At 49.7% G+C, this 18,862-nt stretch carries 14 protein-coding genes; 12 read left to right on the forward strand and 2 right to left on the reverse strand.

The features are described from left to right. Window positions 1-5 precede the first annotated feature (5 nt). Complete coding sequence (locus tag DC28_RS02710) at window positions 6-692, reverse strand: alpha/beta hydrolase (RefSeq protein ID WP_156104548.1); 687 nt, start codon at window positions 690-692, stop codon at window positions 6-8. 21 nt (window positions 693-713) lie between these two features. Between DC28_RS02710 and yidD the strand changes: the two genes are divergently transcribed. From yidD to DC28_RS02725, 4 genes are all read left to right on the forward strand, one after another. Beyond that, window positions 714-1,016, forward strand: coding sequence for a membrane protein insertion efficiency factor YidD (gene yidD, locus DC28_RS16125; protein ID WP_081941825.1), 303 nt, complete (start codon window positions 714-716; stop codon window positions 1,014-1,016). Between the two features lie 11 nt (window positions 1,017-1,027). After that, complete coding sequence (locus DC28_RS02715) at window positions 1,028-1,969, forward strand: TRAP transporter TatT component family protein (RefSeq protein ID WP_037545495.1); 942 nt, start codon at window positions 1,028-1,030, stop codon at window positions 1,967-1,969. Window positions 1,970-2,046: 77 nt separating this feature from the next. Then, window positions 2,047-3,030, forward strand: a complete 984-nt coding sequence (dctP, locus tag DC28_RS02720; RefSeq protein ID WP_037545499.1) for a TRAP transporter substrate-binding protein DctP — start codon at window positions 2,047-2,049, stop codon at window positions 3,028-3,030. After that, window positions 3,027-4,880, forward strand: coding sequence for a TRAP transporter large permease subunit (locus tag DC28_RS02725; protein WP_037545502.1), 1,854 nt, complete (start codon window positions 3,027-3,029; stop codon window positions 4,878-4,880). Before dctP ends, DC28_RS02725 begins: the two co-directional genes overlap by 4 nt. A gap of 484 nt (window positions 4,881-5,364) precedes the next feature. Here DC28_RS02725 and DC28_RS02730 read toward each other — a convergent pair whose 3' ends face one another. Then, window positions 5,365-6,105, reverse strand: a complete 741-nt coding sequence (locus DC28_RS02730) for an alpha/beta fold hydrolase (RefSeq protein WP_081941827.1) — start codon at window positions 6,103-6,105, stop codon at window positions 5,365-5,367. Between the two features lie 208 nt (window positions 6,106-6,313). Between DC28_RS02730 and DC28_RS02735 the strand changes: the two genes are divergently transcribed. The 8 genes from DC28_RS02735 (at window position 6,314) to DC28_RS16005 (ending at window position 18,858) form a co-directional block, all read left to right on the forward strand. Beyond that, window positions 6,314-7,621: an ABC transporter substrate-binding protein gene (locus DC28_RS02735; protein ID WP_037545509.1), complete on the forward strand. Its 1,308-nt coding sequence runs from the start codon at window positions 6,314-6,316 to the stop codon at window positions 7,619-7,621. 127 nt (window positions 7,622-7,748) lie between these two features. Then, window positions 7,749-8,660: a carbohydrate ABC transporter permease gene (locus tag DC28_RS02740; protein WP_238565755.1), complete on the forward strand. Its 912-nt coding sequence runs from the start codon at window positions 7,749-7,751 to the stop codon at window positions 8,658-8,660. A 1-nt stretch (window position 8,661) separates the two neighbouring features. Then, window positions 8,662-9,534, forward strand: coding sequence for a carbohydrate ABC transporter permease (locus DC28_RS02745; protein ID WP_202962949.1), 873 nt, complete (start codon window positions 8,662-8,664; stop codon window positions 9,532-9,534). A 109-nt stretch (window positions 9,535-9,643) separates the two neighbouring features. Then, window positions 9,644-11,278, forward strand: coding sequence for a glycoside hydrolase family 3 protein (locus tag DC28_RS15130; RefSeq protein ID WP_052078366.1), 1,635 nt, complete (start codon window positions 9,644-9,646; stop codon window positions 11,276-11,278). Next, complete coding sequence (locus DC28_RS02755; RefSeq protein ID WP_037545511.1) at window positions 11,275-13,335, forward strand: GH36-type glycosyl hydrolase domain-containing protein; 2,061 nt, start codon at window positions 11,275-11,277, stop codon at window positions 13,333-13,335. The genes DC28_RS15130 and DC28_RS02755 overlap by 4 nt, the downstream gene beginning before the upstream one ends. Window positions 13,336-13,358: 23 nt before the next feature. Next, on the forward strand, window positions 13,359-14,543 hold the full coding sequence (locus tag DC28_RS02760; RefSeq protein WP_037545512.1) for an ROK family transcriptional regulator: 1,185 nt from the start codon (window positions 13,359-13,361) through the stop codon (window positions 14,541-14,543). A 545-nt stretch (window positions 14,544-15,088) separates the two neighbouring features. Continuing rightward, on the forward strand, window positions 15,089-18,511 hold the full coding sequence (metH, locus tag DC28_RS02765) for a methionine synthase (RefSeq protein WP_037545514.1): 3,423 nt from the start codon (window positions 15,089-15,091) through the stop codon (window positions 18,509-18,511). Window positions 18,512-18,699: 188 nt separating this feature from the next. After that, window positions 18,700-18,858: a rubredoxin gene (locus tag DC28_RS16005; protein WP_063135612.1), complete on the forward strand. Its 159-nt coding sequence runs from the start codon at window positions 18,700-18,702 to the stop codon at window positions 18,856-18,858. Window positions 18,859-18,862 lie beyond the last annotated feature (4 nt).

Consider the following 18,862-nt stretch of genomic DNA (forward strand, 5'->3'; position numbering starts at 1 on the left):
GAGATTTACAGCCGTTCCCAGACAAATTCCAAGGCACGGTTTAGTATGTAGTCGGGGATCTCGTGATACCCCTGAAAGGTTTGGTAATCGTAGTCGAGACAATAGGATTTGAGATGGTTGCTGAGTTGAGTCCCGTATGAGATGGGGAGTATGGGATCTGCCACTCCATGGGATTGGAATATTGGCGGCAAGGGGGTAGGCGACCCGGATTCAACGGATTGCTCAAGGAGCTTTGTAAGGGTTGGGATATGAAAGGGCATCCCAGAAAAGAGGATCGCTGAGTGAAGCGGGATCTGTTTCCGAAGTAGGATATCTAGGGTCACCATCGCCCCTTGGCTGAACCCCGCAAGAATAATCGGAAGGTTTTCTGGGATCCTGAGTTGTTTGATTGTTGAAATCACCCGCTCAGATGCGGTGTGAATATCGGGTTCCTCGGTTTCCGGGAGATGGTGGAAATAGGAGAGGGGATCTTCCAGGGGAATTTTGGATATATCCTGGGGAAACCATGCGAAGCCCTGACCCCCGAGGTGGATCGGAGCCTGGACAAAGCGCCAAGAAAAGGGGTAGGTGCCGAATCGGGAAAAAGAGGAGAGGTCCCGGGCGTTGGCCCCAAATCCGTGAAGGGCGATGATGACTGCCCGTGCTTGAGGGTTATCTAAAACGATGGAGATGAGTGGTTCATGGGTAAACATAGTCGAGAGGGTATCAGGTAAATGGGAAAGATAAAACACATCCTCCGGACCCTCGCGGTAGTTCCGATTCGAGTATATCGGAAGATTATTTCTCCCCTTTTACCGTCGCGATGTATTTATTATCCTTCATGTTCTCGGTATACTCATGATGCAATTATGCGCTTTGGAGTTTTTCCGGGGCTTTTCCTTGGTGCTGCCCGCATCATCCGTTGCAATAGTCTATTTTTGGGGGGGTATGATCCGGTTCCTCGTCATCTCTCATGGAGGCGAATCCGTATGCCGTATCACATTTACTCGTCCCGTAGAAATAAGAAATCCAATTAAGGCTGGTTATAATGAAAGAGAAAAAGCGAAATCAACCATGGACCCTGGTAGGGATTCTCCTGATGTTCCTTATTAGCGTTTCGAGTTGTTCTGTACAGAAACTGGCAGTAAACATGTTGGCCGATACCCTGGCAGGGGATGGGGGTTCTGCTTCTGTCTTCATGACAGATAACGATCCCCGCTTCGTGGCTGACGCCTTGCCATTCACCATCAAACTGTATGAGCTTCTCTTAGAACAAAATCCTGAGCACCAGGGTTTGCAGATTACTACAGGAAGTTTGTATGCTATGTATGCCAATGCCTTTGTCTGGGCGCCGGCGGAGCTGCTCCCTCTGGAGCAGTGGGATGAGCAGCGTCTCGCTAAACAACGTGCGAAAAACTTTTATCTTCGTGGTCGGGATTATGTTCTATCCGGATTGGATCTACAGTATCCTGGTTTTGCCGAGCAGGCATTGGCGGGTAACCCGGATCCGTACTTTGAGCAGATGACCGCTGAGGATGTGAATGCTCTGTATTGGCTAGGCGCCTCGTGGTTCGGTGCTTTCAGTCTGGATGCCTTTGACGTTGAATTGGGGATTAGCGCGGCTTCGGCAGCAAAGATTTTGTTGTTCGCATATGAACTTGATCCCGAATACAATGAGCGTACCCTCGATGAGTTCTTAATTAGCTTTCACGCCGCTGCCCCCCAGGGATTGGGGGGAGATCCCAGCAAAATTCTCTACCATTTTAACCGGGTAGTAGAAGTACGAGGAGACAGATCGGTGGGACCCTATCTGGCATATGCACAGTACGCCATATCAATTCAAGACGGTGAGCTCTTTACGGATCTGATAACCAAAGCTCTGGAAATTCCCATTGAGGAATACCCCGAGTCCTTACTCTTGAACACTATTCAGAGGCGTAAGGCCCAGTATCTCTGGGATAATCGAATGGATTTATTTTTTGACATTTAAGGGTTTATAGTATGAAACTAACAGAGACGAATCTGGGAGTTTCGGTACTTGAGAAAAACACCAATAAGGATACGTAGATGAAAAAGAAAACGCTGATTGCGGTAATTTGTTGTTTGTTGCTTGGTTTTTCTGCCTTCGGGCAGGTGGTGAAGATTGCTACCATTGCACCCGAAAATTCTCCGTGGGGTGATGGACTAAAGGAGCTCGCCCAGGAATGGTCGCGGATTTCCGGGGGCAGGGTTCGAGTGAACCTGTTCTTTAACGGAATCGCTGGAAATGAGGATGATAGCATACGTAAGATGCGTATCGGCCAGCTCCAGGGGCTTGCACTAACTTCTGCGGGCTTGAATCTCTTATCTAATAGTGTGTTCACCTTGAGTGCCCCCATGCTTATCCGGACTGATGAGGAGCTGACTCACGTGCTTTCCCGTATCCAGGGAAAACTCAATACTATTCTATCAGAGCAGAACGTTGAGGTGCTTTCATGGTCCCAGGGCGGATGGATGAAGCTCTTTTCCAACGAACCGGTGGAAACTCCAGAAGATCTGATGGCAATAAATCTGGCATTCGGTGCTGGTGAGGATTCCATGAACAGTATGTTAACCAGGTTAGGGTTCCGGGGGGTCGGACTCTCTACCGGAGAAATTCTGACGGGATTGAATAGTGGTCTGGTAGACGCGTTCATGTACTCTCCCATCGGTGCTGCGGGCTACCAATGGTTTGCTGTTGCGCCATATATGTTAGAACTTGATTTCGCCCCCTTTCTAGGAGCCATTATCATTGATTCTCGAACCTGGAATAGGATTCCGAACCAATTCCGTGATGAGATGAGGGCTGTCGCTGCACGAATCGGTGAAGAAATCGGATCTCAGATTCGAGGTTTGGAAAATACTGCGATTCAAACCATGGAACGCTTTGGTTTGAAGCGAACCACCATTAGCGAAGCCCAGCGAGAGTTATGGTACGATGTGTTTACCCAGGGGTTAGAGCTCTCTCTCGGAACTATTTTTGATGCTGACCTGTACAGGGAAATCGAGGGGATTGTCGAGGAAATGCGATGAAGCTTCGATTTGACAGAATTCCGCTTGGGCTCGGGGTGATCCTGTTTGTTCTCCTCGTTTCTATACCCTTTGTGGATATGGTATTCCGTTTCTTAACTGGGGGGTCAATTCCTGGCTTATACGGATACATTCCCCTGGTTTTATTGACCCTTACTGCAATCGCAGCCGTAATTACGTCTAAGCGCAAGGAGCATCTTTCCATGGGGCTTGAGTTCCATGGACGAATTCCCATTGTACGGGAGCTGACTGAAGCGGTGCGGGGATTCATGGAGGTGATAATAACCGTACTCTTCCTTGTGGGGAGCATCTCGTTTATCTACGTTGCAGTAGGGGCTGAGGAGATGGGCGGTTTTCTCCCGATGCGGTTTTACACCTGGTTTTTGCCACCGGCATTTCTCCTGGTACTATTCTATTGGTTTAAGCGATTTGAGTATCGGTCAACCTGGGTAGTGGGGGGCGTTGCGGTAGGTATTGGAATTTTTCTTGCCTTACCAGCCATAACGAATCTTCTGTATGCCGCCGAGGTTCCCCTGGGAGACGGGTATTTTGTCCTTGAAGATTTCTGGTATCAACTGGTTCCCGGGGTGGCTCCCTTCCTGGTGGTGATACTGATTGTGTCGGTTTTCCTCGGGACACCGATATTCATAGCCTTGGGTGGAACGGCGGTACTGCTTTTTGCGAAGGACTGGATGGGGCCGGAGATCATCGCCCTGGAAGGGATTTCCATGCTTCGGGATACCTCTGTTCCGGCGATTGCGTTATTTACCCTGGCCGGATATTTGTTGAGTGAGAGCAAAGCAGGGAAGCGGCTTGTGCTTGTTTTTAAAAGTCTCTTCGGGTGGGTTCCTGGTGGCATGGTTCTCGCTGCGGTACTGGTGTCTGCCTTTTTTACTACCTTTACCGGGGCTTCGGGGGTGACAATTCTAGCCTTGGGCGGATTGCTTCATATTATTTTGCAGCGTAGCGGTAGACTTACCCCGGAAGCCTCACTTGGTGTTATTACCTCCAGTTCAAATATTGGACTCCTGTTTCCGCCCAGTTTGGCTATTATTCTCTACGCTTCCATCTCCCAGATTCCCGTGAACCAATTGTTTGCTGCAGGTGTCGGTCCTGGGCTGGTATTCATTGCAGCCATGGCCGGATATGGGGTTGTGTATTCCATTAAACACAAGGTGCCCATAGATAGTTTTAAGTGGCGTCGCGCGCTGCAGGCTATCCGTCTTTCTTTATGGGAACTCGCCCTACCGGTGGTAATCATCGCTCTATACTTTTCCGGCCTGGCAACCTTGGTAGAAACCTCCGCTGCAGCTGTGGTGTATGTTTTTATTGTTGAGGTGCTGATCAGGAAGGAAATCGAATGGAAACTATTGGTTAAAACCGCAGAACGGAGCCTGTCTATAATAGGCGGAGTACTGATTATCCTGATGGTTGCTCGGGGGCTGTCCTCCTACATTGTAGATGCGGGTATTCCCCAGATGCTCACCTCCTGGGTTACCGGTGCGGTGAAAAGCCCCCTGGTATTTTTACTGTTACTGAATCTTGCTCTGCTCATTGTAGGGTGTTTCATGGATCTCTTTTCTGCCATTTTTGTTGTAGTGCCTCTCATTTTGCCTCTTGGAGCAGAGTTTGGTATCGCGCCCATCCACCTCGGTATGATTTTCTTAGCTAACCTCGGTCTTGGGTTTATTACGCCCCCGGTCGGTCTTAACCTGTTCTTGGCATCGTACCGGTTTGAACAACGGTTGAGCCACGTATACAAGAGTGTGATGCCCTTCTTTATAATACAGCTTGGGGTGGTGTTGTTGATAACGTATGTTCCATGGTTCAGTCTTGCCTTGGTTTCTGGATAGGTTACTATCTGAGGCCAGGGAAGGTTTGGTAATTGTTAATCACAATGCAGGGATATGTGCTAAGCAGCTACATATCCCTGTTTTTTTTTGCCAGGGGGAGTGAACAGGGTTGCGAGTTCATTGGCACGAAAGATTTATAGTGCGCAGAAGGTTGTACCATTGCACCCTGGCAATACCACCCATGGGTGGACTTATAGGTTTCTCCGTTATATCTGGTGTCGTTTACAACCTTTTACGCACTACATAATAAATTGTAGTCTACCCGATTTGAAGGTGTCCAAAACAAAAACCACTCCTAGGATACTGTATTCAGGGTGAAACGGTATTACGGTTTAGGCGCTCGTGGTTTCTTTAAACTACAACAGTAGTTCCCGATCATGGGAGAGCAGTCCGGTGGAGGCCTCCTGGGCTGTTCCGGGAGTGATGTTTTGGATTATCGTACATGCTTCCAATTCATTCTCGGCGAGGGGAGCGGGACCAGGGGCTACCGTTCTTCGTACTCGATAAATTTTTTGATTTCTTGTATGAGGAGGGATTGTGCCTTTGGTAGGACGGGATAGTCATCGTGCCCAATTCCTGTGGATTCTTCAAAGCAAAGGAAGTCCGCTCCAATGGCTTGTGCATATTCCATGGTTTGTTCCCAGGGAACGATATGATCAATTTTACTGGTGATGCAGAGAGTTGGCGTCGATAGCTTGTCAGAAACCTGGGCGGTATGCGACCAGGTGTTTTGAGCTACCTCTTCGATCAAATGAGCTGGTTCCTTAACTGCATGAGAAAAAACTTCCTTTTTAAGACGGTCTGGCGTACTAGGTCCAAAGAATTGATTACGAATCAAAAAGCCGGGTAGGAGGCGGTGTTTAATCAGCCAATACACGAATCGATTGGAGGTTCGGGATTTCTTTTTGCCGAAGGGTACAGCTAGTAGGATGATATGACTTATTTGATGGTCGGGGACCTGTAAGGCAGCCAACCCGGTAATGACGCTTCCCAGGGAATGCCCCAGAAGAATGCACGGCTTTTGGGTTTGTTCGTAGGTGGTATGGATCGTGTGTACCAGGGCATCCACCCGCATTTGGATGGAAGGCTGGTGAAAGTCCGGGGTAATGGCCCTGCCAACTAATTCTACCATAGGTTTGAAGGTCCTCCAAAATTGGCTGCGAACACCAAATCCGTGCACCAGAATTATGGGCGTTTGTTGGGGGGAAGGTTTGCTATTTTCCATGTAGCAATAATTACTTAGTCTGTCTTAGCAAATCAAGGTTTTCCGGGGGATCTCGTCGGTTTTTTACACCATGGCATTCAGCCATGGTGCTGCCTGCATTCAAGAAAATTTATGGGATAAAAATTACTTGACGTATTCATTGATGAGGGTGATAATGCAATTAAGTTAGTTCGATGACCTAACCAAAAACCGTATGAGGAGGTATTTTATGTACGGTAAAAAATGGGCAGGATTTCTGCTGATTCTTTTCTTTGTAGCAGGAATGGTATTTGCCGGCGGGCAGGGTGAATCTGCAGCCGCTGCTGACGGGCCTGTAACCCTTAATGTGCTGAACTATGGCGATATGGCAACAGCAGAGGGACAGAGCTGGGAGACTCTCATGGAGCAGTTTGCTGAAGCCTATCCTGAGATACAGGTACAGTCAGAAACCCTCTATGATGAAGCCTACCATCAAAAGGCAACTGCATCATTAGTTGCTGGTGAAGTACCCCACATCATGTATCTCTGGCCCGGACCCCGGAGTTCCTACGCCTTTGATGCAGAGGTGGTAGTTGACCAGCGTGATTACATTGACACCAACAAGTTCACTGAAGCGGCTATGGCGCCTCAGGGGGCCAATGGGGAAATCTGGGAAGTACCCCTGAATGTGGGAATTACCAGTGTGCTTTTTGTAAACAAAGCAGCACTTGCGGAACTTGGTCTCGAGATGCCTAAAACCTATGCAGATCTGAAGGCTATGGTAGAACCGGCCAAGGCTGCTGGAAAAATCGTTCTCAGTCTTGCTGGTGGGGAAGCCTGGGTGAACAACAGTTGTTACCTCGGTACTGCGGTTGGCCGGTTCGCCGGACCTGGTTTCATTGATGCAGCAGTACGGGGTGAAAAATCCTTCACTGATCCTGCCTTCGTAAAAGCCCTGGAATTCCTGGGAACCATGGTTCAGGATGGTGTGCTCCCTAGAACTACCGTACAGACCGACTACGGTACCGCACTTTCCAATTTTGTGAATGGGAAGGCTCTGTTTATGTTGGATGGCCATTGGAGAAGCGGAGCCATTGAAGATGCTGCCTTTGCTTCGAATGTTGGTATGGCTGTACTCCCTGCAATACCCGGTGAAAATACCCGGTATGCCGGCTCAGCTTCCGGTGTTGTATCTCCTGGTTACGCCCTTACCACCGCAGCGGTTGAAGGGGATCCCAAGGTTCTTGATGCTGCCAAGAAGCTCCTCATGTTCATTGCTGGCGAACAGGGCTCAGCAGTCCGGTTTGCTGCCATGGGTTGGCTGCCTGCTTACAAGATGGATCTGGATTGGAGTGTGGTAGACAGTGAAGCAGCGAGAATTACCGGACAGGAGAAGGCTGACTTGTACAATAATGTACCGTTGCTTACCGATGTACCCGACGCCTTTATTCCGGCAGCTGCGAATGATGTTCTTAACACCGGTATGCAGGAAATCCTCCTTGGGGAACGAACTGCAGCCGAAGTTGCAGCAAGTCTTGAAGAAGCGATGAACCGCTAGGGTAATAACCCTCTACCTTGGGGGGATATACCCCCCAAGGCTTGGTTCTGTGCCGGTTTTTTTCATGGATCATAACCCTTTGATGAATGAAACCGGGACAACAACCAAAATAGTAGGAGAATCTGTTGTGAATTCGTTAAAAAGAAATCCCCGGGACATCATGTTCTATATAGCCATGGTTGCCCCAGCCCTGTTGTCGTATATCATTGTTATTGCATACCCAGTGATATTTTCTATTGGCCTCGGTTTTACCGAATACAATATCTTTAAACCTGAAAATACCGTTTTTATCGGCTTTAAGAATTATACAAGAATGTTTTCTGACTCAACATTTTGGCTTGCCTTCAGGAATAATATGTTTGTGGTAGCCGTCTCCGTGTTTGGGCAGATACCCCTATCATTCATTCTAGCGTATTTGCTGTACCGAAAACTAGTCCGGTTTCAAAACTTTTTTCAAGCGATGGTATTTTTACCCATGGCTATTTCCACCATTGTAATAGGATTGCTTTGGCGAAATATGTTCAGTCCTTATGGTGCGGTTACTAGCTTTATTCAGTGGATATCGGGAAACCCCGAGTTCAATTTTACCTGGAGCCTGAGCACAGATACGGCCATGATCCCTATTGGGTTGGTACTCATTTGGATGTACACCGGGTTTTATATGATTAACTTTCTGGCGAACCTCCAGAAATTGGATTCCGGAATCATTGAAGCGGCACAAATAGACGGTGCTAGTGAGTTCAATATTTTCTTTCGGATTGTCGTTCCGCCTCTCGCGGGAGTGATTCTGGTAAATACCATCCTGGCGATTGCCGGTTCATTAAAGGGCTTTGATTTGATTTTTGCCATGACCGGGGGCGGTCCGGCGAATAAAACTATAGTACTCCCTATTTACATGTATCGTTATGCATTTACTACCCGGGCTAGTGATGCATACAGCTTTGGAAGCGCGATTTCGAACGTCATCGTCCTTATCAGTATCATACTCATTACTTTATCAAATTGGCTTGTTAAGAAACTTAGCCCCCAGGAGGTGTAAAATGGCAGCCACAGCTACAACAACAATGCAAGTCGCAGGTACCAAGGGCCCTGGGTTCTACTTTAGCAAGGTCGTGTCATATGCCGTGTTTGTCCTGTTTACCATCCTTACGGTGTATCCCCTGGTTTGGCTTACCTATTCATCTTTTAAGACGGATGCAGAATTCGTTAGAAACGCCCTCGCCTTACCCCAGGGGCTGGCTATCGAAAATTATGCCGAGGCATGGGAATTCGGAAAACTGGGCCTCTATGCGATCAACTCGCTTATATACACCACCGTTAGTGTAACCTTGGTCTTATTGTTTGCCATGATGACAAGCTACGCGTTCTCAAAGATGCGATATAGGAAGGTGTCGGCCCTGCTGAAGGGATTTTTCGGCTTAGGAATCCTCATTTCGACCCATTCCATTCTGATCCCGCTGTTCATGCTCATGCGTAATCTTGGTCTCATTGATACCAGGTTCGGGATAACCCTTGTCTATCTTGCGGTAAATCTACCATTGGCGATTTTTATTGGAAGCGAGTATATGAAGGGGCTTCCTGATTCTTTGGTGGAATCAGCATTTATGGATGGGGCATCAAATACGCGGATGTTTATCAGTATTATACTACCCATGTGCACACCGGTGATGATTACCGCCGGCATATTAACAACTCTGGCTGTGTGGAATGAATTTCTTCTCGGGTTTATATACACCGGTCCAAGTACAAGAACCCTTCCCGTAGGTATTTATTCCTTCTCTAACGCCATGAATACCGAATACGGCCTTCAGTTTGCCGCCCTGATGATCGGTACCATACCGATCTTGGTTGTGTACTCACTGTTCAACACCCGGATTACTAAGGGTGTTGTTGCCGGTGCGATAAAGGGGTAGTGGAGTGAAACCTGTTTACGCCCCCAGGATTACCCGGGGGCGAGGCAGGATGGGTTTTGCGCAGTAATCTCAAGAAAACATACATAGAATAAATCAAGGATACGAAACCATGAACTCAACCAAGATCGAAGAAACAGTAAAAGCGCTGAGTCTGCGCCAAAAAATCGGGCAGATGTTTTTATTCAATTTTGTTGGCAAATATGAGGTTCCGGACCATATTAAGCAACTAAACCGGGACGGCTTGTTAGGCGGGATTATTTACTTCAGCGGGAGTAATGTTGAAGATTTAGAACAGCTTCGTAAACTGGGGGCTAGGATCCAGGATCTGAAACATGAAAGTCCCCATGGCATTCCTCCCTTTATTACCCTGGATCAGGAGGGGGGGCAGCTTTCAGCCCTCCACCGGGGAGTTTCAGTGTTTCCGGGCAACATGGCTCTGGGTGATGCTGACGATCTTCGTCTGAGTGAAGAATACGCCGAATACACCGGCAGGTTGCTTAAGTACGGGAATATTTCTATAAACTTTGCTCCGGTTTTAGATGTGGCTTACGAGGCACGGAATGGCGTTCATATTGTCGATAATCGAATGATCAGTTCGGAGACCAATGTGGTGGGACGTCATGGAAAAGGGATCATCCGAGGAATGCAAGCCGGGGGAGTTCTTGCCTGTGCGAAGCATTTTCCAGGGATGAGAATCAGCGAAAAAGACACCCACCATCAGATGGATATCATTGAGTACTCCAGGGATGAGATGGAGTCTATCTACTTCCCTCCCTTCCGGGAGGCCGTAGAAGCCGGCGTTGGTGCCATCATGACCCACCACGGGGTTTACCCCGCCTTCGACGATAAGCCAGCCACTCTTTCGCCGGTGCTATTGGGATATCTCCGCCATGAGCTGGGGTTTGATGGATTGATCATTACTGATGATCTCATCATGAAGGCGGTTCAGGACCAGTATCCCGGTCCGGTTGCTTGCGAGATGGCTATAAATGCTGGAGTCGACCAGATAATCATTACAGGTGCTGATGAACATCTGATCGATTCCTTAGTTGAAGCGGTGGAAGCCGGAAGAATTCAAGAGGCGACTATTGATGCCTCACTCAGGCGCATTCTTACTGCAAAAGAGAACATCTTTTCCAAGCAGGGTATTGGCGGAGACCCATCCGCTGCTTCTGCTGTACAAGGGGGAGGGGAGGTTCCTCCCGCTAAGGATCACGGTGATGCCCTGTCTTTGGAAATTTCCCGAAAAGCTGTGCACGTTGTTTCCGGCAGGGAGCTGCTTCCTGGGATTACCAGCCTGGAGCCTATGGATAAGCTCGGGGTTATTCTCGGAAACCCTGCTCGGCTGGTGATGTCTGATACCGTAAATTTTTACGATATAAGCCTTAAGGCAATTATTGAGGGTGCCGGCATTCATCCCTATGTGAAGGAAGCAGTGATGCCCTGGAATCCGACTGATGAGGAGATGCTGTCGAACTTTGATATAGGGTTTATTTCCGATTTGTTAATCTTCACTACAGTAAATGCCTATCGATTCACCAGGCAGTTGGAAATCCTCAAACAGATTCACGGTCTTCGTAGGGATGGGAGAACCAAACCCTATATAATTTCGGTAGCAACCCGCAGCCCGGATGATGCGGCGCTATTGGAACCCTATTCCGATGTGGTACTTACCACCGGCGGAATCACCCCAAACCAAATGACAGCCTTGGTTGAAACCATATTCGGGAGGAGGATTCGATGAGTATGTGGAGCCTTGGTGAAGGGGGATTCACTATTAATCAACCCCTGGAGTACCGGCCTTGGTTAAATTATCTTGGGAATGGCGAATATGGCCTCCGGATAAGCCATCTTGGAGATGGGTATGCAACCACCCTGAGGGAACCCAGGAAGGTCATTACCAATTACGATTTCTTTACCCCGAATAAGGGCAGGTTTTTATACATCCAGGACGGTGAGAGTCTATGGACTCCGAGTTTTTACCCAGTCAAGCAGTCCTTGGACTCCTATTCCTGCACCCACCGCCCCGGGAGTACCGGCTTCTCCAGCGAAAATGCCGGTGTACTCGGTGAGAGTATTCATTTTCTTCCCCGGACCGGTAGCTTTGAGATCTGGTATATGAAGATTCAGAATAATTCCGACAGGGTAAAACAGATTCAAGTCGTCCCTCAATTGGAGTTTTTGCTGTACGATACCTTCGCCGTCGATCCGGTGTATTACAGTTGGTATACTAATTCCGGGATTGAGGATGGCGGCCATACGATAACGATTTTTAAGACCGATACCTCGGTGGTGTACGGCTTTTGCTCGAGTATTTCCGCTCCCCAGGGCTGGGAGTCGAGTCTGGTCAATTTCCGAGGAAATGGCGATGTTCAGCGTCCTCAGGGGGTTATGAGCCGGCAGTTCACGGGAAGACCCAGTGCCGGAGATCCCTACATCGCAGCGTTCCAATTTATCCTCGAGCTGGAACCCGGGCAGGTCTGGGAGAATGCCCTCTTCATCGGGGAGGGCCGGGCCCACTGCGAGGATGCCCGGAAACGCTTCTCGAGTCTTGATGAGGTGAAGGATGAGCTCCAGGAAGTTCATGCCACATGGGAAAAACGATTATTCCGGAAAGAGCATAACCGAATCACGGATTCACAGTTTCGCAATTACCTGAACACCTTCATGCCGTACCAGATGTACCAGCAGTCAGAGGGGTTGGTACGCTCCACCTTCAGGGGTTTCAGGGATGTTGCCCAGGATGCCATGGGGATGAGTTACTACGATTTAGACCTGGCTCGGGCGCTTATTGAATCTCTTCCGGATAAGCAGTGTAAGAGCGGAAGATGCCTGCGCCAGTGGAATACCGGGGGCGGGTACCATGATGAGCGAGATTTTCGAGATCTTCCATTTTGGCTCCCCTTGGCGGTGGGCCGCTATATTGAAAAGGGGGGGGATCCGTCAATCCTGGGGAGTACCTTCGGGTATCACGATGACCCTGAGGAAGAAACCCTGGTCCAGCACATGGTTCGGGGTCTTCGATACGGTCTTGAGTTCGGCCCTCATGATCTTCTCTGTATGGGGAAGGGTGATTGGAATGATGCCTTGTCCGGAATGGGCTCGAAGGGTGAGAGCCTTTGGCTGAATCAGATTGCCTACCTGTCTCTCCAGACCCTGGATGATATGTGTTCCCGCTGGGGATACAGCCACGGTCTTGAGGTAGAGGCTCTGACGGACCGGCTTTATCGGGGGGTATTGAACGGGTGGACCGGTACATGGTTTTTCCGCGGGATACATGAGAACGGTACTGTTCTGGGGGGAGCAGAGGATGATCGGATCTTTCTTCTACCCCAGGCATGGTTTACCATTAGCGGGATGGATAAACGGAATCCGGAAATCGCCGGTGTTGCCTTGGATTCCATGCTCAGCCGCTGTGATAATGAATCGGGGTTACTAATCTGTGATCCCGGGTTTCCGGAGTTTAATCCTCTGGTGGGAAATCTTTCTGCCCTAGCCCCGGGAATGGCTGAGAACTTTGCCGTGTACAACCATGCCTCCGCCTTTGGGATCTATGCACTGCTCAAGGCGGGGCGGCTGGGGGATGCCCAACGCTTCATTCAGCGACTTCTTCCCTTTAAGAAGAATCCAGAACAGTCCCATAGTGAACCCTACGTGCTGGTGAACTATTACAACGGCGGCTTCTATCCTGAGAAGGCCGGTCGGGGAGGGATCCCATGGTTGACCTCAACGGTCAGTTGGCTTGCTATGGGGTTATTTGATTATTATTACGTGCTGACAGAGGAGGAGGTTCCGTTATAGAATAACCATCCGTCGGAGGACTCGTGCAGGCTACAAACCAAACCTTTCAGAAAATGTATAATCGGGCCCTGGTACTTCGACATGTCCGGCGAAATGAACGAATCAGTCGGGTGGATTTGTCCAGGGCTCTGGGACTTAAGAAGTCGTCCATATCGAATATCGTCGCCGAGCTATTAGAAGCTGGGATCATCAGCGAGCGAGAACAAGGTGAATCCTCGGCATCGGGTGGCCGAAAACCCATCTTCCTAGAAGTTAACAGGCAGTTCTGCGGATTTCTGGGGATTGAGGTCCAGCCGAATCGGTATAATGCTGTTTTTCTGGATTTGGCAGGGAGGGTTCTGTTTCAGCGCGAGGGGAAGGTCAGCACCTACCGGGATGGATTTGAGCCTTCCCTGGAGAAGATCTACGAGGAACTTGCGCCCCTGGCGGAGCAGACCGGATTACCTGTGGCTGGCATATGTCTCGGTGTTCCCGGGTATGTTCATCCTGCGGATGGTACAATCCTATACTCAATCCCCCATGGTTTAGAAAACTGGCGGGTTTCCCCCCGGGCACAACCCTGGGATGTTCCTGTATATGTTGAAAATGACGCCAATTGCTGTGCCTGGGGAGAACTAATGGTTCATCCCAACTCCGGGGCCGTTGATTTCCTCAGCGTACTGATGGAGTTTCAGGAGGAGAATCCGAGACTCCAACAGGATATCGGGATATCAACCGGATTCGGGGTCGTGATTAACGGAAGCCTGTATTACGGTCAGGCCTTCAATTCCGGTGAGTTTAAGAGCGCATTGTGGACCCGGAACAATAAGAGCCAGGTTGGTATTCCCGATGAACAACTTCTCGGTATTCGGGAAAACCAAGATATTCTCGATGATTATTTGACGGAACTGTTGATGAATCTCTCCCCCATTGTTTCAGTAATGAGCCCTCAGCGGGTTGTACTCTGCGGTGACGGCAGAAACCTGCTTCCTCGGATTTCCTACCTTCTGGAAAGCCGGTTAAGCGACCGGTTTATTGGACTCGCGGCCCAACGTGGACTGTTCCAGCCCTCCATCCATGCTCAACATAATGTTGCCATCGGTGCTGCGGGCCGGCTTCTGGAAACCCTCTTTGATCAGCCGCGAATCGGACGGTCACGGTATGAAATGGGAGTGGATTGGGAGTATGTTCTTGACCGATTCAGTGTTCCAGGTTCCGAATTAGTGTGAGATTCTGTTTTCCCCACCCTAGGGTAATTTCTGTATCCACCAAGACTGATTGATTCTGCAGTAGCGGTAGCAAACTACACCGCATAGAGCCGGATTATGAGCGGTACCGCCCCGGGGGTAGAGTCGCCCATGGAGGGTGATAGAATCCATTGGGCTCATCATAGAGAGACTGTTTCTTTAGAGAGAATCGTCTGAGAGACCCTCCCAGGGTTGATGGGATCTGGAGAATCGGATAAAACCATATTACATCGGCGTAAAACCCTGATATTTCACCGGGGGACACCTCAAATAGGGAGTAGTTTTTCCATAGTCATGGAGGAACGATTGTACAATCGTACATCCCCCCCATACTCTTGCAGAAGCAAGAGCCTGGAGCCAGCGGGAAATCATGACGACTCTGAAAATGGGAAAGATCAGGTTTGAGATGTACCCCGGTTGTGGTGGAATAGTGTAAGATTTATCAACCCAGGGGTAGGAGCGTCGGTATGCACCGGTGCGAACCGGTTTGAACAGCATCTAGATAGGTATAGTTCAGGGGAGTTGCTATGACATTTAACCAGCGGCTGAGCCGGGGTATAGTACTTTTTGATGGTGCCATGGGTACCCAGATTCATGAAATCAATCCCAGCGATGAGGATTACCGGGGTCACCTCGGATGCAGCGAGATTCTGAATCTCACAATCCCGGATAAGATTCAGGAGATACATCAGGCCTACCTTCGGGCTGGTGCAGACGTGATAGAAACTAATAGTTTTGGATCGAACGAGATTGTCCTGGCTGAATACGGGTTAGAGAGTCAAGCCAGAGAGATCAGTCGAATATCTGCCCAAATAGCCCGAAGGGCTGTGGGTACCCTAGAGCGTGAAGACAAACCCAGGTTTGTAGCCGGGTCCATGGGTCCAGGAACAAAGCTGATCAGTCTCGGACAGACAGATTGGCCCACTATGTACAGGAGTTACCGGGAGCATGCCGGTGGGCTCATTGAGGGGGGCGTAGACCTCTTTATTATTGAAACCTGCCAAGACCTTCTCCAAATAAAATGTGCTATTTTGGCATGTCAGGATGAAATGGAGGTTCAGGGGGTAGATCTCCCGCTCATCGTATCAGTCACGGTGGAGACCACCGGAACCCTCCTCGTGGGGAGCGAGCTTCAGGCGGTGATTGCTGCCCTCGAACCCTATAATCTCACCGCCCTGGGTATGAATTGTGCCACGGGGCCGGATGCGATGAAGACCTATGTTCGGGAACTATCCCAGACTGTGTCACTGCCGTTAATTGTTCAGCCTAATGCCGGGCTCCCACAGAACGTAGACGGACAAATGGTGTACACCCTTTCGGTGGATGAGTATGTTCAGGCCATGAGAGGGTTTATCACCGAGGAAGGGGTACAGATTGTCGGCGGTTGCTGCGGAACCACCCCGTCCTTTATCCAGGCCCTAGCCGAGCAGCTGCCGGAACAGGGTGCATCCCGGGAGTCTTCCTATGAGCCCGCTGTTGCAAGTATCTTCTCAGCACAAACCCTAGAACAAGATCCTCCGCCGTTTTATATCGGTGAGAGGACAAATACCAATGGAAGCCGGTTATTCCGGGAATCCCTATTAGCAGATGATATAGACGGACTTATAGATATAGCTCGTGAACAGCAGCTAACGGGAGTGCATGCCTTGGATCTCTGTGTGGCGTACACAGGCAGGGATGAGGTACAGGATATGAGAAACGTCCTGTCCCGACTTGTTACCCAAATCACCCTTCCGCTGGTTATCGATTCTACTGAAATCCCCGTGTTGGAAGCCGCTCTTCAAATGTACGGGGGTCGCGGGATCATTAACTCCATAAATCTAGAGGATGGCGAGGATCGGGCTGATGCCATTTGTAGGCTTGCAAAACGCTATGGGGCGGCTCTCATTGCCTTGACCATCGACGAACAGGGGATGGCGAAGGATGTACCCCGAAAGGTTGAGGTGGCTAAACGCTTATACTCCATCGCCGTGGAGCGCCATGGAATGCGCCCTCAAGATCTCATCTATGATCCCCTCACCTTTACCCTGGGGAGTGGTGATGAGGCCATGAAGGATGCCGGGATCAAAACCCTGGAAGGGATCCGCCGGATTAAGGAAGAACTACCTGGAGTTCGGACGGTTCTAGGGCTTTCAAATATAAGTTTCGGTTTGAATCCCAAGAGCCGCCGTGTACTGAACTCTGTGTTTTTGGCGGATGCAGTCCGGGAAGGACTCGATATGGCGATCGTGAATCTCAGGCATATCGTACCCCTGGCCCAGCTCTCTGAAGATGATATTAGGTATGCACGGAATTTGATCTATAATCGAGGGTCGGAGAATCCGCTTTTTGATTTCATAGGGTACTTCGATAGTAAATCCGGAGAGAGCCAGGAAGATGCCGGTCCTGCTATGGAAGAACTTCCCCTGGAGGAACGCATACCCAAAAAAATCATCCAGGGATCCAAGAGTAAACTTGATGGCTGGCTCCTTGAAGCGATGCAGGCTGGGCACTCAGCCCTGGACATTATTAATACAATGCTGATTCCCGCCATGAAGGTTGTGGGAAATCTCTTTGGAGAGGGGAGGATGCAGCTGCCCTTCGTATTACAATCTGCGGAAACCATGAAGTTTGCGGTGGATATTCTCCAGCCTTACATGGAGAAGGTAGATGCCCAGGAGCAGAAGAGTATTGTACTCGCAACGGTCCGCGGCGACGTCCATGATATTGGTAAAAACCTCGTGGATATTATCCTGACCAACAATGGGTATCGGGTGCATAACCTCGGGATTAAATGTGAGATCGATACCATTCTCTCTACGGCCCAAGAGGTTGGGGCTGATGCTATCGGAATGAGTGGGTTGTTAGTCAAATCAACGGTGGTTATGAAGGATAATCTCGAAGAAATAAAGCGCAGGGGGGTTTCTATCCCCGTGCTGCTGGGGGGGGCTGCCCTGACCCCAAGTTTCGTCTGGGACATCTGCGCTCCCATTCCCGATGGTCCGGTGGTCTATTGTTCAGATGCCTTTGAGGGATTGCGGGCCATGAGTCTCATCCAGGATGGGATGTTGGAAGATTACCTTTCGGCGCAAGCCGAACGAAGGGCATCCCGTCCCGCTCCCAAACCGCGGAAGAACCTAACGCGGGTTGAGCCCATCGTTGTTGACCGGACAGTTGAGGTTCCCACGGCACCATTTTTGGGGTCACGAATTGTGGAGGATGTTGATCTGGATGCTGTGTACCCCTTTCTAACTGAAGAGGTCTTGTTCCGGGGACGATGGGGGTACCGACGGGGAAAACTGTCCAAGGAGGAGTATGAGGACCTTATTTCCCAAACGGTCCGTCCACAATTTGAGGCATTAAAATCCCTCTGTAAAAAAGAAAAACTACTCCAGCCAAGTATTGCCTACGGATTTTGGGAGTGTAATTCTCTGGGGCAGGATGTCATACTGTATAGGCCCGGTACGGAGGATGAATTGGCCAGGCTGTCCTTCCCTCGACAGGCTGATGCTCCCTTCCAATGTATTGCAGATTACTTCTATCCACAGGAATCCGGAAGACGGGATATTATTGCACTGCAGATTGCCACTGTGGGGCATCAGGCACAGATACATAGTCAGGGGCTGTACGAGGCAGGGTCGTATAAGGATTACCTTCTGTTCCACGGTCTTTCGGTGGAGGCAGCCGAAGCCTTGGCAGAGTATTGGCATCTGGTGGTACGCCAGAAGCTGGGTATTACCGAGGAAGACGGGCAGGGCATCGATGATTTTGTTGTTCAAAAGTACCGAGGCAGCAGGTATTCCTTCGGATATCCGGCTTGTCCCGAGCTCTCCCAGAACCGGATACTCTGTGATCTCCTGGATAGTCCGCGGATCGGGGTTACCATGACGGAAGAGGACCAAATGGCTCCGGAGCAGACCACCAGCGCCTTTATTGTTCATCATCCCCAGGCGAAATACTTCAATACCTGAGGCAATTGCAACTGGCTTCTGCTATTGGCGTGCGCACTAAAATGCTAGCAACGAACCCCACACCTGGTGAGGTGAGTCGGAATTAGCGGCGGCAATTCCCTTCGATGCCAACCGGCGGTGCTGGGCGTCCCGGTGTGGTGAGGGTCAGGGGCCGCTTTCCGGAAAGCAGTGAAATATAGGAGGATTGAATGAAATACATTTGCTCAAACTGCGGGTATATTTATGATCCCGAGGAGGGGGATTTGGAAAACGGTATAGAGGAAGGTACTGCCTTCGATGATCTACCCGAGGATTGGACCTGCCCCATCTGTTATGTGAGTAAGGATTTATTCGATCCCCTGGATTAGCGAC

Source organism: Spirochaeta lutea (assembly GCF_000758165.1).
Classification (GTDB): Bacteria; Spirochaetota; Spirochaetia; order DSM-27196; family Salinispiraceae; genus Spirochaeta_D; species Spirochaeta_D lutea.

What these genes read in the sequence shown, in the direction of transcription:
- dctP (WP_037545499.1), top strand. Translation starts at nt 2,047, where the DNA reads ATGAAAAAGAAAACGCTGATTGCGGTAATTTGTTGTTTGTTGCTTGGT.
- metH (WP_037545514.1), top strand. Translation starts at nt 15,089, where the DNA reads ATGACATTTAACCAGCGGCTGAGCCGGGGTATAGTACTTTTTGATGGT.
- DC28_RS02710 (WP_156104548.1), bottom strand. Translation starts at nt 692, where the DNA reads ATGTTTACCCATGAACCACTCATCTCCATCGTTTTAGATAACCCTCAA.
- DC28_RS02755 (WP_037545511.1), top strand. Translation starts at nt 11,275, where the DNA reads ATGAGTATGTGGAGCCTTGGTGAAGGGGGATTCACTATTAATCAACCC.
- yidD (WP_081941825.1), top strand. Translation starts at nt 714, where the DNA reads ATGGGAAAGATAAAACACATCCTCCGGACCCTCGCGGTAGTTCCGATT.
- DC28_RS02735 (WP_037545509.1), top strand. Translation starts at nt 6,314, where the DNA reads ATGTACGGTAAAAAATGGGCAGGATTTCTGCTGATTCTTTTCTTTGTA.
- DC28_RS15130 (WP_052078366.1), top strand. Translation starts at nt 9,644, where the DNA reads ATGAACTCAACCAAGATCGAAGAAACAGTAAAAGCGCTGAGTCTGCGC.
- DC28_RS02730 (WP_081941827.1), bottom strand. Translation starts at nt 6,105, where the DNA reads ATGGAAAATAGCAAACCTTCCCCCCAACAAACGCCCATAATTCTGGTG.
- DC28_RS16005 (WP_063135612.1), top strand. Translation starts at nt 18,700, where the DNA reads ATGAAATACATTTGCTCAAACTGCGGGTATATTTATGATCCCGAGGAG.
- DC28_RS02725 (WP_037545502.1), top strand. Translation starts at nt 3,027, where the DNA reads ATGAAGCTTCGATTTGACAGAATTCCGCTTGGGCTCGGGGTGATCCTG.
- DC28_RS02715 (WP_037545495.1), top strand. Translation starts at nt 1,028, where the DNA reads ATGAAAGAGAAAAAGCGAAATCAACCATGGACCCTGGTAGGGATTCTC.
- DC28_RS02745 (WP_202962949.1), top strand. Translation starts at nt 8,662, where the DNA reads ATGGCAGCCACAGCTACAACAACAATGCAAGTCGCAGGTACCAAGGGC.